General features: G+C 64.2%; 15 protein-coding genes. 13 read left to right on the top strand and 2 right to left on the bottom strand.

Translation table 11 applies throughout. The features are described from left to right. Positions 1-33: 33 nt before the first annotated feature. On the bottom strand, positions 34-2,214 hold the full coding sequence (locus WS61_RS23645; RefSeq protein WP_059504015.1) for a TonB-dependent siderophore receptor: 2,181 nt from the start codon (positions 2,212-2,214) through the stop codon (positions 34-36). 342 nt (positions 2,215-2,556) lie between these two features. Here WS61_RS23645 and WS61_RS23640 point away from each other — a divergent pair, with 342 nt between their 5' ends. From WS61_RS23640 to WS61_RS23585, 12 genes are all read left to right on the top strand, one after another. Then, positions 2,557-3,186, top strand: a complete 630-nt coding sequence (locus WS61_RS23640; protein WP_059504014.1) for a LysE family translocator — start codon at positions 2,557-2,559, stop codon at positions 3,184-3,186. Positions 3,187-3,604: 418 nt separating this feature from the next. Then, a complete protein-coding gene (locus WS61_RS23635; protein ID WP_059504013.1) occupies positions 3,605-6,382 on the top strand; it encodes a type VI secretion system Vgr family protein in 2,778 nt (925 codons plus the stop codon). Between the two features lie 23 nt (positions 6,383-6,405). After that, the gene (locus WS61_RS23630) at positions 6,406-8,667 is read left to right on the top strand and encodes a hypothetical protein (RefSeq protein ID WP_059504012.1); all 2,262 of its coding nucleotides are present in this window, start codon (positions 6,406-6,408) and stop codon (positions 8,665-8,667) included. Beyond that, positions 8,664-10,145 (top strand): virulence factor, encoded by a 1,482-nt coding sequence (locus WS61_RS23625; RefSeq protein WP_095211824.1) that lies wholly within the window; start codon positions 8,664-8,666, stop codon positions 10,143-10,145. The genes WS61_RS23630 and WS61_RS23625 overlap by 4 nt, the downstream gene beginning before the upstream one ends. A 9-nt stretch (positions 10,146-10,154) precedes the next feature. Further along, positions 10,155-10,418, top strand: a complete 264-nt coding sequence (locus tag WS61_RS23620; RefSeq protein ID WP_027784933.1) for a PAAR domain-containing protein — start codon at positions 10,155-10,157, stop codon at positions 10,416-10,418. A gap of 46 nt (positions 10,419-10,464) precedes the next feature. Beyond that, complete coding sequence (locus WS61_RS23615) at positions 10,465-11,802, top strand: hypothetical protein (protein WP_059504049.1); 1,338 nt, start codon at positions 10,465-10,467, stop codon at positions 11,800-11,802. A gap of 343 nt (positions 11,803-12,145) precedes the next feature. Then, the gene (locus WS61_RS23610) at positions 12,146-13,261 is read left to right on the top strand and encodes a toxic anion resistance protein (RefSeq protein ID WP_059504011.1); all 1,116 of its coding nucleotides are present in this window, start codon (positions 12,146-12,148) and stop codon (positions 13,259-13,261) included. A gap of 20 nt (positions 13,262-13,281) precedes the next feature. Next, a complete protein-coding gene (locus WS61_RS23605; RefSeq protein WP_059504010.1) occupies positions 13,282-14,022 on the top strand; it encodes a VWA domain-containing protein in 741 nt (246 codons plus the stop codon). A 43-nt stretch (positions 14,023-14,065) separates the two neighbouring features. Then, positions 14,066-15,082 (top strand): DUF475 domain-containing protein, encoded by a 1,017-nt coding sequence (locus WS61_RS23600; protein WP_059504007.1) that lies wholly within the window; start codon positions 14,066-14,068, stop codon positions 15,080-15,082. A 99-nt stretch (positions 15,083-15,181) separates the two neighbouring features. Beyond that, the gene (locus WS61_RS23595) at positions 15,182-15,838 is read left to right on the top strand and encodes a TerD family protein (RefSeq protein WP_059504005.1); all 657 of its coding nucleotides are present in this window, start codon (positions 15,182-15,184) and stop codon (positions 15,836-15,838) included. Positions 15,839-15,889: 51 nt separating this feature from the next. Then, positions 15,890-16,762 carry a hypothetical protein gene (locus WS61_RS23590; protein ID WP_059504003.1) on the top strand — a complete coding sequence of 291 codons (873 nt, stop codon included), beginning with the start codon at positions 15,890-15,892 and terminating at the stop codon, positions 16,760-16,762. 123 nt (positions 16,763-16,885) lie between these two features. After that, positions 16,886-17,509, top strand: a complete 624-nt coding sequence (locus WS61_RS23585) for an HAD family hydrolase (RefSeq protein ID WP_034207802.1) — start codon at positions 16,886-16,888, stop codon at positions 17,507-17,509. A gap of 31 nt (positions 17,510-17,540) precedes the next feature. Here WS61_RS23585 and WS61_RS23580 read toward each other — a convergent pair whose 3' ends face one another. Beyond that, positions 17,541-18,650 carry a fatty acid desaturase gene (locus tag WS61_RS23580; protein ID WP_059504001.1) on the bottom strand — a complete coding sequence of 370 codons (1,110 nt, stop codon included), beginning with the start codon at positions 18,648-18,650 and terminating at the stop codon, positions 17,541-17,543. A gap of 224 nt (positions 18,651-18,874) precedes the next feature. Between WS61_RS23580 and WS61_RS23575 the strand changes: the two genes are divergently transcribed. Continuing rightward, positions 18,875-19,912: an AraC family transcriptional regulator gene (locus WS61_RS23575; protein WP_059503999.1), complete on the top strand. Its 1,038-nt coding sequence runs from the start codon at positions 18,875-18,877 to the stop codon at positions 19,910-19,912. The last annotated feature ends 44 nt before the right edge of the window (positions 19,913-19,956 follow it).

Genomic DNA, 19,956 nt, shown 5'->3' with positions numbered 1-19,956 from the left:
CTGGCGGCTGCCCGCCACTCCCTTCGGCGCCCGTCAGAAATCCGTCGTCACCGACAGCCACACCGAGCGCGGGTCGCCCTGCGTCAGATATCCGCCGATCGTCGACGACCAGTACGACTTGTTCGCGACGTTGCGCACGGTCGCGCGGAACGTCGTCTTCTTGCCGAACACGTCGGTCGCGTAACGCGCGCCGAGATCGACGCGGTCCCACGCCTGAATCGACATCGTGTTCGCGACGTCCAGGTACTGCGGCCCCGTGTGGATCCAGCGCGCGGTCAGCGTGAGCCCGTTCAGCATCGGCACGTCGTATTCGGCGCCCGCGTTGAGCAGGAACGACGGCACGCCGATCGGCCGGTGGCCGTCGTTCGCGCCGCCCGCCGTGTTCCGCAGCGTCGCGTCGAGATACGTCGCGCCCGCGATCAGCCGCACGCCTTTCCACGGCTCGCCGTACACGGCCGTCTCGATGCCGCGGTGCCGCTGGGTGCCGTCGGCGCCGAACAGGTTCGTCGCCGGATCGGTATATGCCATCGGCTTCTCGATCTGGAACAGCGCAAGCGACGCGCCGTACTTGTCGGTGTCGTAGCGGACGCCGGCTTCATATTGCTTGGATCGGTACGGCGACAGCGCCTGGCCCGCGTTGCGTGCGGTGTTCGGCGCGATCTCGCCCTGTGCGAGCGCTTCGCTGCGGTTCGCGAAGATCGACACGTTGCGCCACGGCTTCACCACGAGACCGAACACCGGCGTCGTGATCGCGTCGCTGTAGGCGGTGGCGATCGCGCCCGTGTAGTCGAAGTTGTCGACCGAGATCGACTGGCGCCGCGCGCCGATCGTGAACAGCACGCGGTCGTCGAGGAAGCCGAGCGTATCGGATACCGCGAGGCTGCGCAGCCAGGTCTTCGTGATGGTACCCGGATCGTTCATGTCGCCGCCTGCATAGGCGGTTGGCGGGGACGCGAGCGGCGCCGGATCGTAGAGCGTCGTCGGGAACGCGTTCGACATCGTGTACGCGGACTGGCTGTCGATGCGGATGAACGACGCGCCGGCCGTCACGAAGTGCGACACGGGGCCGGTCGTGAAGCGGCCGCGCACGCCGGCTTCGGCCGACTGCGCATCTTCCTTGTGCGGCACGCTCAGGCGCGAGCCGGTCGTGCCGGACGACGAGTAAGTCGGCGTGTAGTAGTCGCCGTGCTCGTTCGTATGGCGTGCGCCGGCCGATACGTAGGCCGTCCACGCGGGCAGGAAGTCATACTCGGCGCGCACGATGCCGACCGTGTCCTCGAGTTCGCTGAAGCTCCACGGCTGCGCATAGTTGTGCGTCGCGGACGGCACGGCGGGCAACTGATTGCCGCTGACGAGCACGACCGGGCGACCGTTGTCGATCCGCTGCCGCTGATACAGGAAGTCGCCGGACAGGCGCAGCCTGTCGCCGCGCCAGTCGAGCGACACCGCCGTCACGTTGCTGCGGCGGCGCTCGTCGTCGACGGCGGTGTCGCCGCCGCTGATCGACTGGTTCACGCGCACGCCGAACTGGCCTTCGCTGCCGAAGCGGCGGCCGATGTCGACATGCGTGCCGAGCGAGCCGGACGTGGCGCCGTCGACGGTGACGCGCGTGAGCGGCTTGTCGTCCGCGCGCTTCAGTTGCAGGTTCACACCGCCGCCGACCGCCGAGCCGTTCGGCGATGCACCGTTCAGGAACGCATTCGCGCCCTTGAACACGTCGACACGCTCGACCGCATCGGTCTGGACGAGCTGCCGCGGCGTGACGCCGTACAGGCCGTTCAGCGACACGTCGTCGCCGGCGAGCTCGAAACCGCGGATGACGAAGACCTGCGAGAAGTTGCCGTAGCCGGAGGCGCTGCGCACGGCCGGATCGTTGTCGAGCACGTCGGCAAGCGTGCGCGCCTGCTGGTCCTCGATCAGTTTCGACGTGTAGGTGGTCATGCTGAACGGCACGTCGCTCGCCTTTTGCCGGCCGAGCACGCCGAAATCCGCGCCGCGCGCGACCTGGCCGCCGGCGTAGGTCGGCGCGAGGTCGCCGGGCAGCGGCTCGGCCGCGCCGGTTACGTTGATCGACGGCAGCATGGCGGAGTCGGGTGCTGCGTTGGCGGCGGAAGTGGCCTGTTGGGCCCGGGCCGCGGCCGGGAAAGTGCAGGCGAGCGCAATGCCGAAGGCAATCGGCGTGAGACGCCGGACGGGTAACGAACGTGTCGACATGGGACGCAAATCGGGTGTGGTCGGTGATCCATCCCGGGGCGGCGAGTCGGAATCCGGGCGGCGTGACGCGTCCGTACTGTCGCGGACGTGTTTTTCTATCGAGCGGCGGAGTCTAGCGTAAACGAGAATCATTGTCGTTTACGGAAAGATCAGTCCACTATTTGAGATAACCGGGTGCCGTTCACCGGCGACGGTGCTCAACCGCCCGGCGGATGTCGGGATGGACATGCGATCATGCGAAGTCCGTATTCGTCGTAACAAACCGTCCGTATCGGTTGCGGTCCGTCGGGCCGATCGTGTCGATGCCGTCCGCACCGCTCTCTTCAAAAGGAACGCCACGCCATGTCGCTCTCCGCCTTGCTCGCCTTTGCGCTGATTCTGTCCGTCGGTGTCGCGACGCCCGGCCCGACGGTGTTGCTCGCGATGAGCAACGGTTCGCGCTACGGATTGCGTCACGCGATGGTCGGCATGCTCGGCGCCGTCACCGCCGACGTCGTACTCGTCGCGCTGGTCGGGTTCGGCCTCGGCGTGTTGCTCGACGCGTCGGAAACGGCGTTCGTGACGCTGAAGCTGCTCGGTGCGGCGTGGCTCGCGTATGTCGGCATCCGGATGCTGATGTCGAGCCGCGGGGCCGCGGCTGCACAGCCTTGCGTGCCCGCGACGCCCGATCGCCGGGGCGCTTTTTTGAAGAGCTTCTTCGTCGCGATGAGCAATCCGAAGTACTACCTGTTCATGTCCGCGTTGCTGCCGCAGTTCGTCGACCGGTCGCATGCGATCGCGCCGCAGTACGCGATTCTCGCGGCGACGATCGTCGCCATCGATGCAATCGGGATGACCGGTTACGCGCTGCTGGGCGTGCATTCGGTTCGCGTATGGAAGGCGGCCGGGGAGAAGTGGCTGAACCGGATCAGCGGATCGCTGCTGCTGATGCTCGCGGGGTACGTTGCGCTGTATCGCAAGGCCGTGCATTGACGCGATGATGGAGCGGAGAAGCGGCGTAGCGTCGTGCCATCAGGACGAGTGACGTGGGCCGGCGATCGGTATTTCGGCGCGACGTTGGTCGGTATCGACAGGCGAGGCGGGTACACGATTCGTCACTTGGCGATGCCGTTCGTTCGGCGCGTAATGGGGATGCGGGCACGGACGGGAACGAGACCGGAGCGACGATCGAGGGGCACGGGACGGAACTGGCCCGTTTCGAAAGAATGTGAAGGGTTGAGCCCGTTGTGGGCTTTGCAAAAAAGATTCTAAATCCTGTCAAAAAGCCGTCACCAATCTGACAAATTTGCTATGCTCGCCGAAAATCAGACGGGCGGCACTCCCAGGGCGGACCAGCGGGCGTGATTGCTCGCCGAACAACGAAGTCAAACAAAATCCTGAGAGTCACGCTGTGAATACAGCCGAATTGCTACGCACGTTTGCGTCGGGGGTGGTCGATCAGAACAATCGGCCGGTTCGCATGAACTGGGGGCCCGCCCAGAAAACGCTCGAGCAAGTGCTTGCGCTCCAGTATGCCGATATCCGCGAAGGGTTGATGACCGGTATCGAGGGGCATTTGACCTGCGTGTCGGCACGGGCCGATCTGCCGATCCGCAGCTTCATCGGGCTGCCAGTCTCCGTCGAGATGACGACCGATCGTGGGCGTCTCCATACCATCAACGGCATTGTCACCGACGTTCGCACCGGACAATCGGACGGTTCACTGACCTGCTACCAACTGACGATTCGCGACGTGCTGTCCGTGATGGAGCGGCGGACCAATTCACGGTTGTTCCGGTCCAAGAGCCTGCCCGACATCCTGCGTGTGCTGCTTCAGGAATGGCGCCAGCGCAGCTCGGCGCTCGCGGGCGCATTCGAGTTCGACCTGTCCGGTCTGCAAGCCGAGCGTTATCCCGCGCGTGAACTCACGAGGCAGGTCAACGAATCGGATGCGCATTTCATCCGGCGGCTGTTGCGACGGGAGGGGGCGACCGTCTTCGTCAAGGCGGGCAAGGCCGGCGAACGGGCGAGCGGCAATGCGCACGACACGCCGGTTCATACGCTCGTCTTTGCCGACGACTCGATGAAGTTGCCGCAGACGGCCGCCGGCACCGTCCGCTACCATCGCGACGCCGCCACCGAAGAGCGCGACTCGATCACGCTGTGGGCGACGAGCCGCCGATTGATCCCGGGCAAGATCGTTCGGCCGACGTGGGACTACAAGAGCGGCCGGATGTCGCAAACCGAGCAGGCGACGATCGTCGATCAGGGCGACGGCGGCAACGACCTCGGGCATTTGCTGGCCGACGTCGTCATCGATATCCCGCATGCCGGGGATTCGTCGTCCGATCTCGACCGGATCGGCAAGGACCGGATGCTGGCGCATGAACTGCGCGCCGAATCCGTCGACGGCGTGAGCAATGTGCGCGATCTGGCCGTCGGTCACTGGTTTGCGCTCGCGGAGCATCCGCAACTCGACATGTTGCCGGCCGAACAGCGACAGTTCGTCGTCACGTCGCTTCATCATTGCGTGCGGAACAACCTGCCGAAGGAACTGAACGAGCGCGCGCAATCGCTGTTCGCGGCAAGCCGCGTGCTGTTCAACGCAGTGCCGACCGACGTGAGCGGCAAGCCGGGCGACGAAAACGACAGGCGCTACGAGAACACGTTCTCGTGCGTGCGCCGCGGCGTGCCGCTGACGCCGGCCTACGATCCCCACGTCGATCTGCCGCCCGTGCATCCGATGACGGCGGTCGTCGTCGGGCCGCAGGGCGAGGAGGTGTTCTGCGATGAAATGGGCCGCATCCGTGTGCAGATACAGGGACTGAGCCCGGACGATCATGCGCACGCACAGGGTGCCGGCACGAGCGGTACGCCGTCCGACAGTGCGCCGGTACGCGTCGCGTGCGCGCTCGCCGGGCCGGGTTTCGGTGCGAATACGTTGCCGCGCGTCGGGATGGAAGTGCTGATCGGTCACATCGGCGGCGATCCGGACCGGCTCGTCGTGATGGGTGTACTGGCCAACGGCCCGAACGTGCCGGCGACCTTCAGCCATACCGGCGCGCTGCCGGGCAACCGCTATCTTTCCGGCACGAAGACGAAGGAAATCAAGGGGCAGCGGTACAACCAGATCCGCTTCGACGATACGCCCGGGCAGATCAGCAGCCAGCTGGCAAGCGAGCATGCGTACAGTCAGCTGAACCTCGGCTATCTGACGCAGCCGCGCGACAACGGGCAGGGGGCGGCGCGCGGCGAGGGCGCCGAATTGCGCAGCGATGCGCACGTGGCGATTCGCAGCGGCAAGGCGATGCTGATTTCGGCCTGGGAGCGGCTTCGCGCGAGCGACGGCCACCTCGCTCGGGACGAGTATCTGCAACTGATGCAGGAGTGCGTCGAACTGTTCAAGAGTCTCGGCGACTACGCGGGCCAGCATCAGGGCGTGGCGCCCGATACGCAACCGCACGATGCGCTCATGACCACGGTGAAAGGCTGGCCGAATGGCGAGGCGTCCGGCGACGGTGAGTCGTCAGGCGCGTCGATGGCGGCCATCGGCATCACCGCGCCGGCCGGCATCAGCATGGCGACGCCGAAGACCGTGACGACCCACGCGGGCGGTAACGTCGATGTCGTTGCGCAGAACCATCTTCAGTACACGAGCGGGCAGCGGATCAATCTGCAGGCCGGGCATGGCGTCGCGATGTTCGCGCACAGCGACGGCGTGTCGGCGATCGCCAACCAGGGAAAGGTGGCGCTGCAGAGCCAGAACGACGACACGCAGATCGATTCGGCGAAGAACATCCAGATGACGGCGGGCGGCGGCAAGCTCGCGGGTATGGCCAGCGAGCAGGTCGTGTTCGTGACGTCGGGCGGCGCGTATCTGAAGCTGCAGGGCGGGGATATCGAGCTCGGGTGTCCGGGGAGTTTTACCGTCAAGTCCGCGTCCCATACCTGGGCCGGGCCGGCGAGCATGAGCGCCGATTTTCCGAAGTTCGACCAGGGCTCGCTGGGGCGGGTGCCGAAGCTGGTCCGGGCCACCGATGGGCAGCCGGTCGAGGGCATGGAAGCCGAGGTGCGAAAGGCGTCGGGCGAATTGATCAAGGGGAAGACCGACGCGCAGGGCAAGCTGGCGCCAGTCAGCAGCGATCAGTTCGAACAATTGGCGGTTCGCTTCTTCAAGTCTAGAACCTGAGTTGAGTCTTCAAGAAAAACAACATGTCGAACTACAACTTTGCGCAGAACCCGGGCGGGCAACCGTCGACGGACGACCCGTCGCAGACTCCGGTGGGCGGTGGACTGGGGACGACGCTGTTCAACCGCAACGACCTCGAGTGCGTGATGCAGATGCCGTTGCCGGGCGTCGTCATTTTCGTGCACGGGGTGAATTCGGAAGGGGAATGGTTCAAGGAGGCCGAGAAGGGGTTGTGTGCAGGATTGAACCGGCGCATGGGGCGTTATGACGATCAGCTGTTCCATTGGGGGCCGGTGGCCGGGCAGATGACGCCGGTCAGCTATATCGAAAGCCTGACGCCGGACGGCTTCCTGAATCCGGACATGTCGTCGAAGACGTACATCAAGCCCGATCCGTCCTTTTCGCCCGTCATCCACTTTCGATGGGGCTATGCCGCGAATGCGGAGGAGCTGCAGGAGTATGGCGACAAGATCATGCTCAACGAGAAGAATTACTGGGGCGGTGGTCCGTTCGCGGGCGGGTGTACGAGTTTGCCGGACCTGTGGAACGACGGGTTGAACGATCGGCTTTTTCTGTGGCTGACCGTCCAGCACATGAACGGCATCGGCAATCGAAAAATCTACTCCACGCCACCGCGCACTTACGGTGTGCTTGGCGCACTGCGGCTGGCACGCCTGGTCGAATCGATCCGCAAGCGACAGGCCGACGCGCCGATCACGATCGTGTGCCACAGCCAGGGAAACATGATCGGTCTCGCCGCAGCGTTCCTCGGTGACCGGTTGCCCGAGGTGACGGATCAGTGGGGCAAGAAAGGGCGCTGCGTGGCCGACACCTATGTGCTCGCCAATCCCCCGTACAGTCTCGTCGAAGCCAACATGACCGACTCGTGGGCCCAGCGCGGGGTGCGCGACAAGAACGGGCGCGTGGGACGCGAGACCTATGTCGCGCGCAAGGAAACGCTGAGAGAGTACTTCGATATCCTGCGTGCGCGGGCCGAGCTCGAGATGCCTGCGGAGGATCTCGATCGGGCGATGGAAAACGCGAGACCGTCGAAGAACGGGGGCAAACCGTATAGCGCAGCCAAGGACCGAGAGGCGCATGGGCTGTACCAGAAGAACACCTACGGGAGAGTGACGCTGTACTGTTGCCCGCACGATCAGGTCATTTCCGCCTTGACCGTTCAGGGAATCGGCTGGCGCGGGATGAGTATCGATGAAATCAGTTCGACGAACGGGTGGGGTGTTTTTTCGCAACGCGTATTCGCGTCGAATTTCGAGGTGGGCGGAGAGAACAAGCTCTATCGGTATTGGCAGGACGGCTGGCGCAAGGACAAGAACCAGAAGGAAGGTTTCTGGTATCCGCCATCACCGCCTGCGCGATATGGTCTTGGACGAGGTATGCATTCCAATGAAGGGTTGTTCCCGAAGTTCATGACGCTGATAACGAGTCCCGCCCTCTATCTGTTTAATTTGACCGATATGAAGGTCAATGCCGATCCGCCAAAAGACTGGGAAATCCCGATCACGGCACCGATGCTCGATAAGGAGACTCGCTTCCTCCCGCAGGCGTTCCGTTATGGCAAACCATCGGGCGCTTGCGATGCGCAAGGGAAACCGATCAAGGAAGGGAGCTTCAACGAGAGTTACGATCCGCCGTCGGCCGCGCGTGACGCCAACAAGGAGAACAAGCGCGATGACGATCCGTACGACAACTTCGACGCGAAATCGGAAAAATTCAAGACTGAGGGTGATGCGCTGAAGGCGCAGGGGGATACTGCATCCGAAGCTGCGCAGCGGTATGAGGATCATTCCATTCTCCGGATGGAAGCGCGCAGATCCGGAAACCGTCGATGGGTGGACAAGTTCGGAAATGTGGTCGGGGAGGACAATCCGGGGGCAGCGAGCGCTGACTATACCGAATGGCGGAACAACGAGATATTTCAGATTCTGAACGGCGGGGACAAGAATAATCCAACGAACCATTCGACCATCATGACCAACAAGGACCATGCTGAGAAGGCGTTGGCTTATGATGTGGCAATTGGGCTCTGTTATCTGACTGAGACGGATTTGGAGGAAATCAGGATTCAGGCTGATTGGCGATTTGCCAATAGTTTGGGGGATGAGGGCCAAAATGGTAAGATGGCGGAATATATTATAACTGGAAAATGTGAAAAATTATTTTTGCAGGATTGGATTGTTAAGGATGATCATGCAAAAATGCCTTCCAAGATACACGACGAAAGAGATGGTGGGTTTTTCCTGAAGCTTGGAGGCATTTTATGAGATCGGCCATTGCTACATGGCCGCGTCGATTCGGAGTCGCCGGCGGTGCATTGCTTCTTGCGCTGGGTGTATCGGTTTTGATATTGGTTGCGTCTGATGAGCGGACAGGAGCATTGTTGAGCATGGGAACTTTGATGAAGCGGTTAGTCCTGGTTCCAGGACTTGTAGCAATCATGGTATTTGCATTTACAACGGTGATTGCGAGCCCGCGAGCAGTCGCGGCTTCATTGAACGAGAAGGCGGTTCCAGCTACCGGAGCCGGGGCGTCCAGACCATTCGTGGCTCAGGTCGTCGGGCTTGGCTGGATGAACCCGCTGCAGCGCAAGGATTACAGCACCGAGTGGCAGATATTGTGGACGCTCGGCCTAGTAAAGCCGAATGTCAACGATGACATGGTTCGGGTCAATCCCAAAAAATACTCAACATTGCAACCGATTTCTATCGTGGCCGATGGCCGCTGGGGGCGTGAATCGTTTTCCGGGTTTTATAAGAAGTATATCAATGAGTTGCTGGTGCTTTTTCGGACTCGATATTTCACAAATGAGGATTATTTTTACACAGTTAGCTCGGATAGCCAGAAGAAGTGGCGAGAATTGGCTGGCATGCATGTCGAACTGGCAATCCCCTCTGGTCGACTCGATCCTGAGCGGGCGTCGTCGCATTTGCGAGATCAGATTGTTAACTTTTTCGAAATAGGCAATCCGTCGGCTAAAAATTTATGGAGCCACGACACACCGCCGGATGTGCATGTGACATCGGGGCAGGGCAATGCCGGCTTCACGTCGCTGAACGCGGCACTGGATTATCTGGCCGCCCACCCGGACAAAAGCGCATGGGTGATGAACTGGGACGCACCGAGCTTCCCACCGAAGGACGAACAGATCAACGAGAACATGGTGGTGCTGTTTCTCGCCGGCCCCGACCTGAAGACCGAGCGTGAGCCGCTGGCCTGGATCGGCAAGGCTGCTCGAAGCAACGTCAAGGATTTCGAGGCCAAGCAAGGCGCGAGCCGCGCGGTGCAGGCATGGAAGTCGACGATCGATGCGGCGGCGAGTAATGCAGGCGTGCCGGTGTCGTCGGTGAATTACATCGTGCACGACGCGGGCAAGGGCAGCGATGCTGCATCGACACGCATTGCGTCACTGTCGCAGACGCTGACGGAAGTACTGCCCGAATACGATTTCCGTACGCAGACCTTCAATACATCGGCGCTACTCGGTGACATGGGCGCCGGTGCGGCGCTGACCGATGTGGCGCTGGCGATCGGTCGCGCGAATCACCTCGGTGGAAATGTGCTCGTAGCCGGAACGACCGACGCGGAGCATCCGACGGCAGTCGTCGTCGTCGCACCTTCGAAGCTGACGCCGATCGACGCCGGCAAGGACTGGTTCCGCGCGCGCGGTGAGAACAACGCGTATTTGCCGTGGTGGGGGCGCCGTCACGACGCACGTCCGGCATCGCAAGGCTATTCGGAATAAGGAGCGCGCATGCGCGGCATCATTCGGGTCGGCGACGCAACGAGCCACGGCGGTCAGGTCGTGACCGGCAGTGCGGTCAGCGAAGTGATGGGGCGGCCGGTCGCCCGGCTCGGTGACACGTGTGTCTGCCCGATCGCGGGCCATCAGGCCTGCTTTATCGCCGAAGGCGATCCGCAGGTCATCGTCGACGGGAAACCGGCGGCATTCGATGGTCACAAGACATCGTGCGGTGCAACGCTGATTTCGAGTCTAGCGTCGTCCGGACGGGAATGAATTTGCGGACCGGCGCGCCGGGTTGGCCGGTTCGATCGGGGTATTCATGCACTGTTTCACTCTTGCCAGACGTATCGGGTGCGTCTCGATCGTGATGGCGACGCTCTTGTCGTGCTCGCCATTGCGGGTTGAGACGCGCGCTGCATCGACGCGATCCGTCGAAGGTGCGTCTGCCGCGCCGTTTGTTGCTCAAGTCGTCGGACTTGAATGGCTCAATCCGCTGCAGCGTCGCGACTATCCGACCGAGTGGCAATTGCTGTGGACGCTCGGGTTGGTGAAGCCGAATGCCAACGACGATATGGTCCGGACCAACCCCGTGAAATACTCGACCTTGCAAGCGATATCCATCGTCGCGGATGGCAACCGGGGACGTGAATCGTTTGCCGGGTTCTATGAAAAATACGTCGGCGAACTTCTTGTGTTGTTTCGGACGCGCTACGTGATGAACCCCGATTATTTTTACAGCATCGGCTCGAAGTACAAGCGTGAATGGCGTGAACTGGCCGGGGTGCGTGTCGAACTTGCACTTCCTGCCGGCCGTCTCGATCCGATAGCTGCCGGCGCGTTCTTGCGCGACGAAATGGTAAACATGTATGAAATCGGCAACCCCTCCGCAAAAAATCTATGGATCCGCGATACGCCGCCCGACGTGCACGTGACGTCGGGCCACGGAAATGCCGGCTTCACGTCGCTGAACGCCGCGCTGGACTACCTGGCCGCGCATCCCGACAAAAGCGTGTGGGTGATGAACTGGGACGCACCAAGTTTTCCCCCGCACGACGAACAGATCAACGAGAACATGGTGGTGTTGTTCCTCGCCGGCCCGGATCTGAAGACCGAACGCGAACCGCTGGCATGGATCGGCAAGGCGGCGCAAGGTAGCGTCATGGATCTCGACGCGAAGCAGAACGGCAGCCGCGCGGTGCCGGCATGGAAGTCGACGATCGATGCGGCGGCAGCCAATGCGGGCGTTACGGTCTCGTCGCTGAACTACGTTATCCACGATGCAGGCAAGGGCAGCGCTGCCGCTTCGGCAAGGGCCGCGTCCCTTTTGCAAGGGCTCGCGGAAGCCGTGCCGGAAAGCGACCTCCGCGGCGCGACCTTCAACACGTCGGCACTGCTCGGTGACATGGGGGCCGGCGCGGCGTTGACCGATGTGGCGCTCGCGATCGGCCGCGCAAATCATCTCGGCGGAAACGTGCTCGTGGCGGGCACGACCGACGCTGAGCGTCCGACGGCCGTGGTCGTCGTCGCGCCGTCGAAGCTGACGCCGATCGATCCCGACAAGGACTGGTTCCGCGCACGCGGAGAGAACAACGCGTACTTGCCGTGGTGGGGCCGCCGTCACGACGCGCGCCCGACGTCGCAAGGCTACTCGTACTAGGACGCGACACCCGCGTTAAGCAATCTGTAACAATCAGCGGAATAGCGAGAGGCCGATTCTTTCAAAACTCTTTCCGATTCTCTTTACCGATGTGCACGGGGAAATCCGGATTCGCGCTCCATCAAGGCACGGGCCCTGACGTGTCGGAGGCCGTATCGGAATTCCTATCGCATGTCTTACAGATCGAATGGCAATTGAAAGAATTGCCCGGCTTGACGCACCGCACCGTCCCCCTTTATTGTCCGTCTGCCGCCCGTGAGAGAGCACGACGGCAACCGCGCAAACGTACCTCGCGCGCACGACAACACGTAGCAAAAAGCAGAAAAGGAAACGTGGTAGCCACATGAAGCCGCTATTCGACGACAACAAATCCGATGCGGTCAGCGATCGTCCGTCCACCTCGTCTTCGTCACCCGTCGCCGTGCCGGCCGCCGTCGCCAACGTCGTCGCCAACGTCGTCGTGCCGGCATCGGCAGCGTCGCCGACGGAACATGCGCGCCTGATCACCGTCGACGAGATCGACCAGCTCGGCGCGACGCAGGGCACGCGCATCGCCGCCTTCTCCCAGCAGATTCTCGCGAGCGTCCGGGCATCGGATGCCGACCAGTTCGGCGACAAGCTCAACGAGCTGATCGCGACCGCGAAGGGGCTCGACCCGCGCGGCGCCGACAAGGGCGGGCTGCTCACGCAGGTCACGCGGCTGTTCCGCTCGACCAAGGAGAAGCTGCTGTCGCAATACGAGTCGGTGAGCAAGCGGATGGACACGCTCGTCGTCGAGCTCGAAAACCATGCGCAGCGCCAGAAGGCCGGCATCGACGAGCTCGAGCGGATGTACAACGACAATTACGCGCTGCACCAGGCGCTCGCGCAGTCGAAGGCGCACGGCGAAACGGCGCTCGCGGCGCTGCGCGCGCATCTCGCGGCCGGCCAGCAGCCGGCGGACGACGCATTCGCCGCGCAGCGCCTGCTCGACGTGAAGCGCAAGGTCGACGCACTCGAAAGCAAGCTCGACGACCTCGATCGCGCGATGCTGATGTCGAAGCAGCTCGCGCCGCAGATCCGGATGGAGCAGGACCAGAAACGCACGCTGACGTCGAAGTTCATGACGATCAAGACCGTGCTGATCCCCGCGTGGACCAACGCGTTCGCGCTCTATCTCGAGCAGCTCGGCACGAAGCGCGCGGCGGCGCTCGCGAACGCGACGTACGACGCGGCCGACGAGGCGATCCGCGCGCAGGCCGACCTGAATCGCCGGAACGCGCAGGAAGTCGCGAAGCTCGGCCAGCGTCCGGTGATCTCGACCGACACGTTCGAATACGCGCAGCAGCAGCTGTTCGGCGCGTTCGACGACATCACGCAGATCATCGCCGACGGCCGACGCCAGCGCGAGCAGGACGCGCCGCGCCTGCGCCAGCTCGAACAGGACCTGATCACCCGATTCGCTCCGAAGCACAACTAAGAGAACCGAGAGAACACTGCATGATTACGCTTGAGAAACGCGCGGCGAAGGTCGCGATCGTCCTCGAAAAACGTCAGATCCTGAAGCCGCCCGTCGTGCGCGTCGGCGCGGCGCTCGACATCTCGGGCTCCGCGAAGCCGCTGTACCAGTCGGGCGTGATCCAGGAGACGCACGACCGGATTCTCGGCATCGCCCTGAAGTTCGACGACAACGGCGAAGTCGACACGTGGACCTTCACCGAAGGCTACGACCGCCTGCCGACCGCGACGCCCGACAACTACGGCTCGTACATTTCCGACCATGTGCTCAACGCGCGGATCGACAAGTGGGGCGGCACGCAGTACGCGCCGGTGATGAACGACATCGTCGACTTCTTCTTCCGCGCGCCGGAGCCGAAGCGCGAGGAAAAGCGCGGCTTCCTGAGCCGGCTGTTCGGCGGTGCGGACGACACGTCCGCGCCGGCCGCTTCGGCGCCCGTGAACGGCCATCTGCCCGCGTGGGTGCTGTTCGTCACCGACGGCCAGAACCCGAAGAACGACCGCAAGCGCGTGCGCCAGTTGCTGGCCGAATCGCAGCATTTCCCGCTGTACTGGTCGCTCGTCGGCGTCGGCGATCCGAGCGAATTCGACTTCCTCGCGGAAGTCGCGGACGAAATGCCGAACGTCGGCTTCCTGCATCTCGAATCGCTCGACCTCAGCGACGAACAGATCTACGAACAACTGATCACGCAGGAATTCTGCGACTGGGTACGCGCGAAGTAAGCGCGTGCCGCCTGCCCATTTTTCTGAACTCGATTACCCCATCATGTTGAAAGATTTCAAGATCCCGTTGTCGCTCACGGCGCTCGCGCTGATCGCGGCCTATCTCCTCGGCGGCGTGAAGGACATGCTGATCGTCGCGGTCCTGTGCGTGCTCGAAATTTCGCTGTCGCTCGACAACGCGGTCGTCAACGCATCGGTGCTGAAGAACTGGTCGGAGAAGTGGCGCAACCGCTTCATGGTGTTCGGCCTCCCCGTCGCGGTGTTCGGCATGCGGCTCGTGTTCCCGCTGCTGATCGTCGCGGTGATCGGCCACATCGGCCTGTGGGATGCGCTGACGCTCGCGATCGAATCGCCGGACAAGTACGCGGCGGTGCTGACGTCCGCGCATCACGAGGTGTCGGCGTTCGGCGGCGCGTTCCTGCTGATGGTGTTCTTCAAGTTCATGCTCGACACCGAGAAGGACGAGCACTGGATCGGCTTCCTCGAAGGCCCGATGCGCCATCTCGGCCGCATCACCGCGCTGGAAGTGGCGCTGACGCTCGCGATCGTGATCGTCGCGTCGTTCTACGTGCCCGCGGCCGAGCAGGTGAGCTTCCTGCTCGCGGGCGCGTTCGGCGTGATCGGCTTCGTGATCGCGCACGGCGTGGGCGACCTGGTCGGCGGCGAGGACACGGGCACGCGCGTGGTGCGCGAAGGCGTCGCGGGTTTCATGTATCTGGAAGTGCTCGATTCGTCGTTCAGCTTCGACGGCGTGATCGGCGCGTTCGCGCTGTCGAACAACATCTTCCTGATCGCGCTCGGCCTCGGCGTCGGCGCGGCCTACATCCGGGAGATGACGCTCGTGCTGCTGAAGAAGGGCACGCTCGCGCAGTACCGCTTTCTCGAGCACGGCGCGTTCTGGGCGATCGGCGCGCTCGCGACGATCATGTTCCTGGGCGTGAAATTCGAGGTGCCGGAGGTCGTCACGGGCCTGATCGGCGCGGCGATGATCGCCGCGGCCGTGTGGTCGTCGATCGTCGTGCAGCGCAAGGAAAACCGCGCGGTGGTGGCGGGCAAGTAAGCGCGCGTCACGCGGCGCGAACAGCATCAACGAAGGGGCCGCCGCAGGCGGCCCGGCATCGCCGCCGGCGCAACGGCGGTTCCAGCACAAGAGGTTCAGATGATCAATTTGTCGAAAGGCGGTCGCGTCAACCTGTCGAAGGAAGCGCCCGGCACGCAGAAATTCCGCATCGGTCTCGGTTGGGACGCGAACGCGACGGACACGGGCACGGATTTCGATCTCGACGTGTCGGTGTTCCTGTGCAAGTACGACGCGCAGAACAATCCGAAACTGATCTCGGATCAGCATTTCGTGTTCTACAACAGCGAAGTGCGCACGATGGAGCGCAAGGAAACCTTCATCCAGCCGGGCGACGATTTCCCGAAGCGCGGAATGCCTTCGTCGAAATGCCTGGGCGTCGTGCATAGCGGCGACAACCGCACGGGTAGCGGCGACGGCGACGACGAAGTGATCTTCATCGACATGACGAAGCTCGCGGCCGACGTCGAGGAAATCTCGGTGGTCGTGACGATCGACCAGGCCGAAGCGCGCCGCCAGAATTTCGGGCAGGTTCGCAACAGCTACATCCAGATCGCCGACGAGGTGTCGGGCGCGGTGATCGCGAAGTACGCGCTCGAGGAAGACTTCTCGATGGAGACGTCGGTGCAGGTCGGCAGCTTCTATCGTCGCGACGGCCACTTCATGTTCAAGGCGGTCGGCGCGGGCTACAACCGCGGCCTCGGCGATTTCGTCCGCGCGTACGGCGGCGCGGTCTGACTGGCGGCAGCCCGGCGCGCGGCACCCCGCCGCGCCGGGCAGGAAGCGGCGATGACGAATCCGTCCGACGAGCCGAAGCGGCTCGAGTTCGATACGACGCCCGAGCGCACGCCCGGGCGTCTTGCGTTCGACGCGCCGGCCGCGCCCGGTGCGCCGGTCGCGCGTGCGTCGGCGCGGCCTGCACCCCAGGCGCTCGACTTCGGGCCGGCGCCGGCGTCCGATCGAGCCGTGCGCACGGCGCCCGCCGATGCGGTCGGCCGCGCGCTGTTCGGCGAATCGAATCATCCGCAGCTCGAAGCGTGCTTCCGCGCCGCGCAGGCCAGCTTTCCGAATCTCTATCCCGATTACGCGTCGCGCATCGAGCGGCATATCCGGCAACTGGTGCCGTTGAAGCTCGCGACGGTCGCGACGATCGGCGACGGCGCGCTGGAGACGGCCGGCAACCTCGTCGAGGCCGTCGCGGCGACGACGCGCGAGTTCAACGAACTCGGCGCGGCCGACATGATGGCGGGGCTGCTCGCGCAGGCGACACGCAAGGCCGGCATGTTCGAACGCTGGTTCGGTGCGGCGTCCGGCCATGTCGACTACCGCGCGGCGCTCGGCGCGCTCAAGCAGTCGCTCGGCTTTTTCCCGCGCCGTACCGAGGCGCTCGCCGCGGAGGTTCGCCGTGCGGAGGAGAACCTCGTGGTCGTGCTCGCGGCGCTGAGCGCGGTGTCGGACGTCGTGCGGGCGCCGGACGATGCGGGCGTCGAGCGCACGCTGTTCGACCGCCGCAACATCGTCGGGCAGGCCGTGCAGCAGATCCGGATGCAGCCGGCGCAACTGCGCGGGCTCGACGAGCGCGTGACCGACCTGCTGTCGCGCGCCGATCACCTGATGAACGTCGTGCTGCCGGCGGCGCTGGCCGCGCGGCCGTCGCGCTGAGCGAACGATACGAGCGCATGCGCTTCGGCGCGCGCGGCCTCGTGTCGGGCGCCACGGTTTCACGCGCGTGGCCGCGAGTCTGCTATCTTCCCGGGCATCTCATCGCTTTCCCGCCGATTCTCCATGACCGACCGCATCGTCGCCGCCTTCGATTTCGACGGCACCATCACGACTACCGACAGCTTTCGCCATTTCGTCCGCCATGCGGTCGGCACGCCGCGTTTCGCGTGGGCCGGGCTGCGGGCGCTGCCGTGGATCGTCGCGATGAAGGCCGGGCTGCTGTCGCGCGGCGACGCGAAGGCGAAGTTCGCATCGTTCGCGTTCGGGCCGATCCGCGAAGACGCGCTCGATGCGCAGGCGCGCAGGTTCGTCGACAGCTATCTGCCGAACCTCGTGCGTCCGGAGATGCTCGAGCGCATTCGCGAGCATCGCGCGCGCGGGCATGAAGTCGTGCTGGTCAGCGCGTCGCCTTCGCTGTATCTGGAGAAGTGGGCGAAGACGGCCGGCTTCGACGCCGTGTTGGCGACGCGGCTCGCGTTCGAGCGCGGCGTCTTCGCCGGGCGGCTCGACGGCGAGAACTGCTGGGGGCCGCAGAAGGTCGTGCGCTTGCGCGGCTGGTGGGGCGACCGGCCGCCGCAGCAGTTGTTCGCATACGGCGACAGCCGCGGCGACAAGGAAATGGCCGAGCTCGCGAACTGGTCGTGGATCCGCGGGCAGGGGCCGATGCCGCCGATCGGCGATCGATGAAGCGCCGATGCGCTGACGCGCGCCGTCGGCGTTACGCGTCGGCTTGCGCGGGGTGCGTGTCGCGAGACGGGCGATAGCCGCCCCAGCGATTCGCGCGCGCGAACGTGCCGACGTCGTTGAAGCGCACGCCGACTTCGCGCAGCGCCGCGTGCGCGGTGCGCGCGGTCAGTTGCCGGATGTAGAACGGATCGCGCACCACGAAGTGATGGATCGCGTGCGTGCTGCCGAAATTGAAGCAGAACAGCTGGAACGGCAGCATCCACCACGGGTTCAGTACCTGCGTCTGCTGGATCACGTTGCGCGAATCGATGTCGCCGAAATAGTGCATGTTCGAGCTGACGAAGTTGATGCAGAAGCTGCGCACGAAGTTCGGCCCGAGCCACACCACCGCCAGGAAATCGACGACGCGCATCACGTGCTCGACGACGGCCGGCACCGTCACCGCGTAGCCGAATGCATGCAGCGCGAACAGGCCGACGTGATAGACGACGAACGCATGCCATAGCGTGTAGTACAGGTGGCCGATCGGCATGTAGGACGACACCTGCTCGACGCGCAACTGCAGGCGCTCGGACGGATCCTGCACCGGCTGCGCGGCCACGTACTGCTTCACCTTGCGGCGCATCGCGGCCGGTCGCAGCACGACGGCGAGCATGCCGTCCGCGATCATCAGCAGGCGCTTCACCCCCCAGCGTTCGCCGTTGGTGATGCCGAATTCCTCGAGATCCGATTCGCCGCCCGACACCTTGTGGTGATGCAGGTGCATGCGCCGGCGCGTCCACGGGTTGATCGTGCCGGGCCGCGTGAGCCAGCACAGCGCCATCATCAGGTGATACGCCCACGGCGTCTTTTTGAAGTACATCAGATGGATCAGGTCGTGCTCGAGCTCGTGGATCAGCGACGTGACGAACGCGGCGAGCGGCAGCGCGACGTACCACGCGATCGCGCCGCGCGCATACAGCCATGCGATCGCGAGCATCGCGCTCACCGACACGGCCATCACGGTCGCGCCGATGAGGTTCTGGTTGTCGAGCAGCGGAAAGCGCGCGCGGATCGCGTCGCTCGCGGCGTTGACTTCGCGGCGGACGTACGCGACCTTGTCGGCGTCGTTTCGAAAGACGGTTCGTGCGGGTAGGCTCATCGGCCGGAATCCGTGTGGAAAGAGTAGGGCGCAATGCCGATGTGACAAGCATAGGCGCGTGCCGGAGCGCATGCGAGGGCCGGCGGTGCCAATGGTGGTGTCATTTCGGGCCACGTTGGCCGGCAATCCGCAGTCGATGCGCCGATACGTGGCTAGAGTGCCGCCGCGGTGTCATTGCGGGCCAGCGACGCTACAATCCGCCGAAACCGCCCGGAGTGAGCCGCATGGTCCCGTCCGTTCCGGATGCCGCGCGCCAGTTGAACAAGGCGACGGTGTCGTCCGCGTATGCGTTGTTCATGCTGATGCTGGCCGAGGAGCGCGGCATCGACGGCGGCCGCATTCTCGCCGGCTCGGGCGTCGAGCGCGACCGGCTCGCGCAGCCCGATGCGCGCATCACGCCGCTGCAGCAGGCGACGATCGTGTTCAACCTGCTCGATGCGACCGGCGATCCGTCGATCGCGATCGAGATCGGCTTGCGCAGCAGCCTGACGAAGGCGGGGCTGATCGGCTTCGGGCTGATGAGTTGCGCGACGCTCGGCGAGGCGATCGCGCTCGGCATCCGTTATCTGCCGACGCGCGTGCCGTTTTTCTCGGTGCGGCTCGCGCAGCTCGACGGCATCGTCGACATCGACGTGTTCGAAGCGTTTCCGCTCGGCCGGCTGCGCCAGTTCGCGGTGGAAAACTTCCTGGTCGAGACCGCGATCCTGTTCAATTCGCTGCTGTATCCGACCCCGGGGCGCACGCTGCAGTCGCGTGCCGAACTCCACTTCGAATGGCCCGAGCCGCCGTGGTTCGAGCGTTATCGCGCGCGGCTGCCGCGCTGCCATTTCGATGCGAGCGCGAACCGCATCCGCTGCGACGCCGCGCTGCTCGACGAGCCGATCGGCACCGCGAACGCGCAGACCGCACAGATGATCGTCCAGCAGTGCGAGGCGGAGCTCGCGCGGCTCGGCTATGCGGAGAGCATCGTCGAGCGCGTGCGCAATCTGCTGATCTGCGACGAAGGCGGTTATCCGTCGGTCGACGACGTCGCGCGCGAGTTGCACGTGTCGGCGCGCACGCTCAAGCGCAAGCTCGCCGAATACGGCGCGACCTATTCGGCGCTGCTCGACGAGATCCGGCTGCGCGACGCGCTGCGGCTGCTGGAAGGCACACGGCTGCCGGTCGACGAGATCGCGGCGCGCGTCGGCTATACCGACCGCGCCAATTTCACGCGCGCGTTCAAGCGCTGGACGGGCGTTGCGCCGAGCGAGCGGCGCTGAACGCCGGGCCCGCATCGGCGTGCCGGCGCCCGCTCGCGCGCCGA

The organism is Burkholderia sp. ABCPW 11 (assembly GCF_001523445.1).
In the GTDB taxonomy this organism is placed as follows: Bacteria; Pseudomonadota; Gammaproteobacteria; order Burkholderiales; family Burkholderiaceae; genus Burkholderia.
This window is presented reverse-complemented; position numbering and strand designations above follow the sequence as displayed.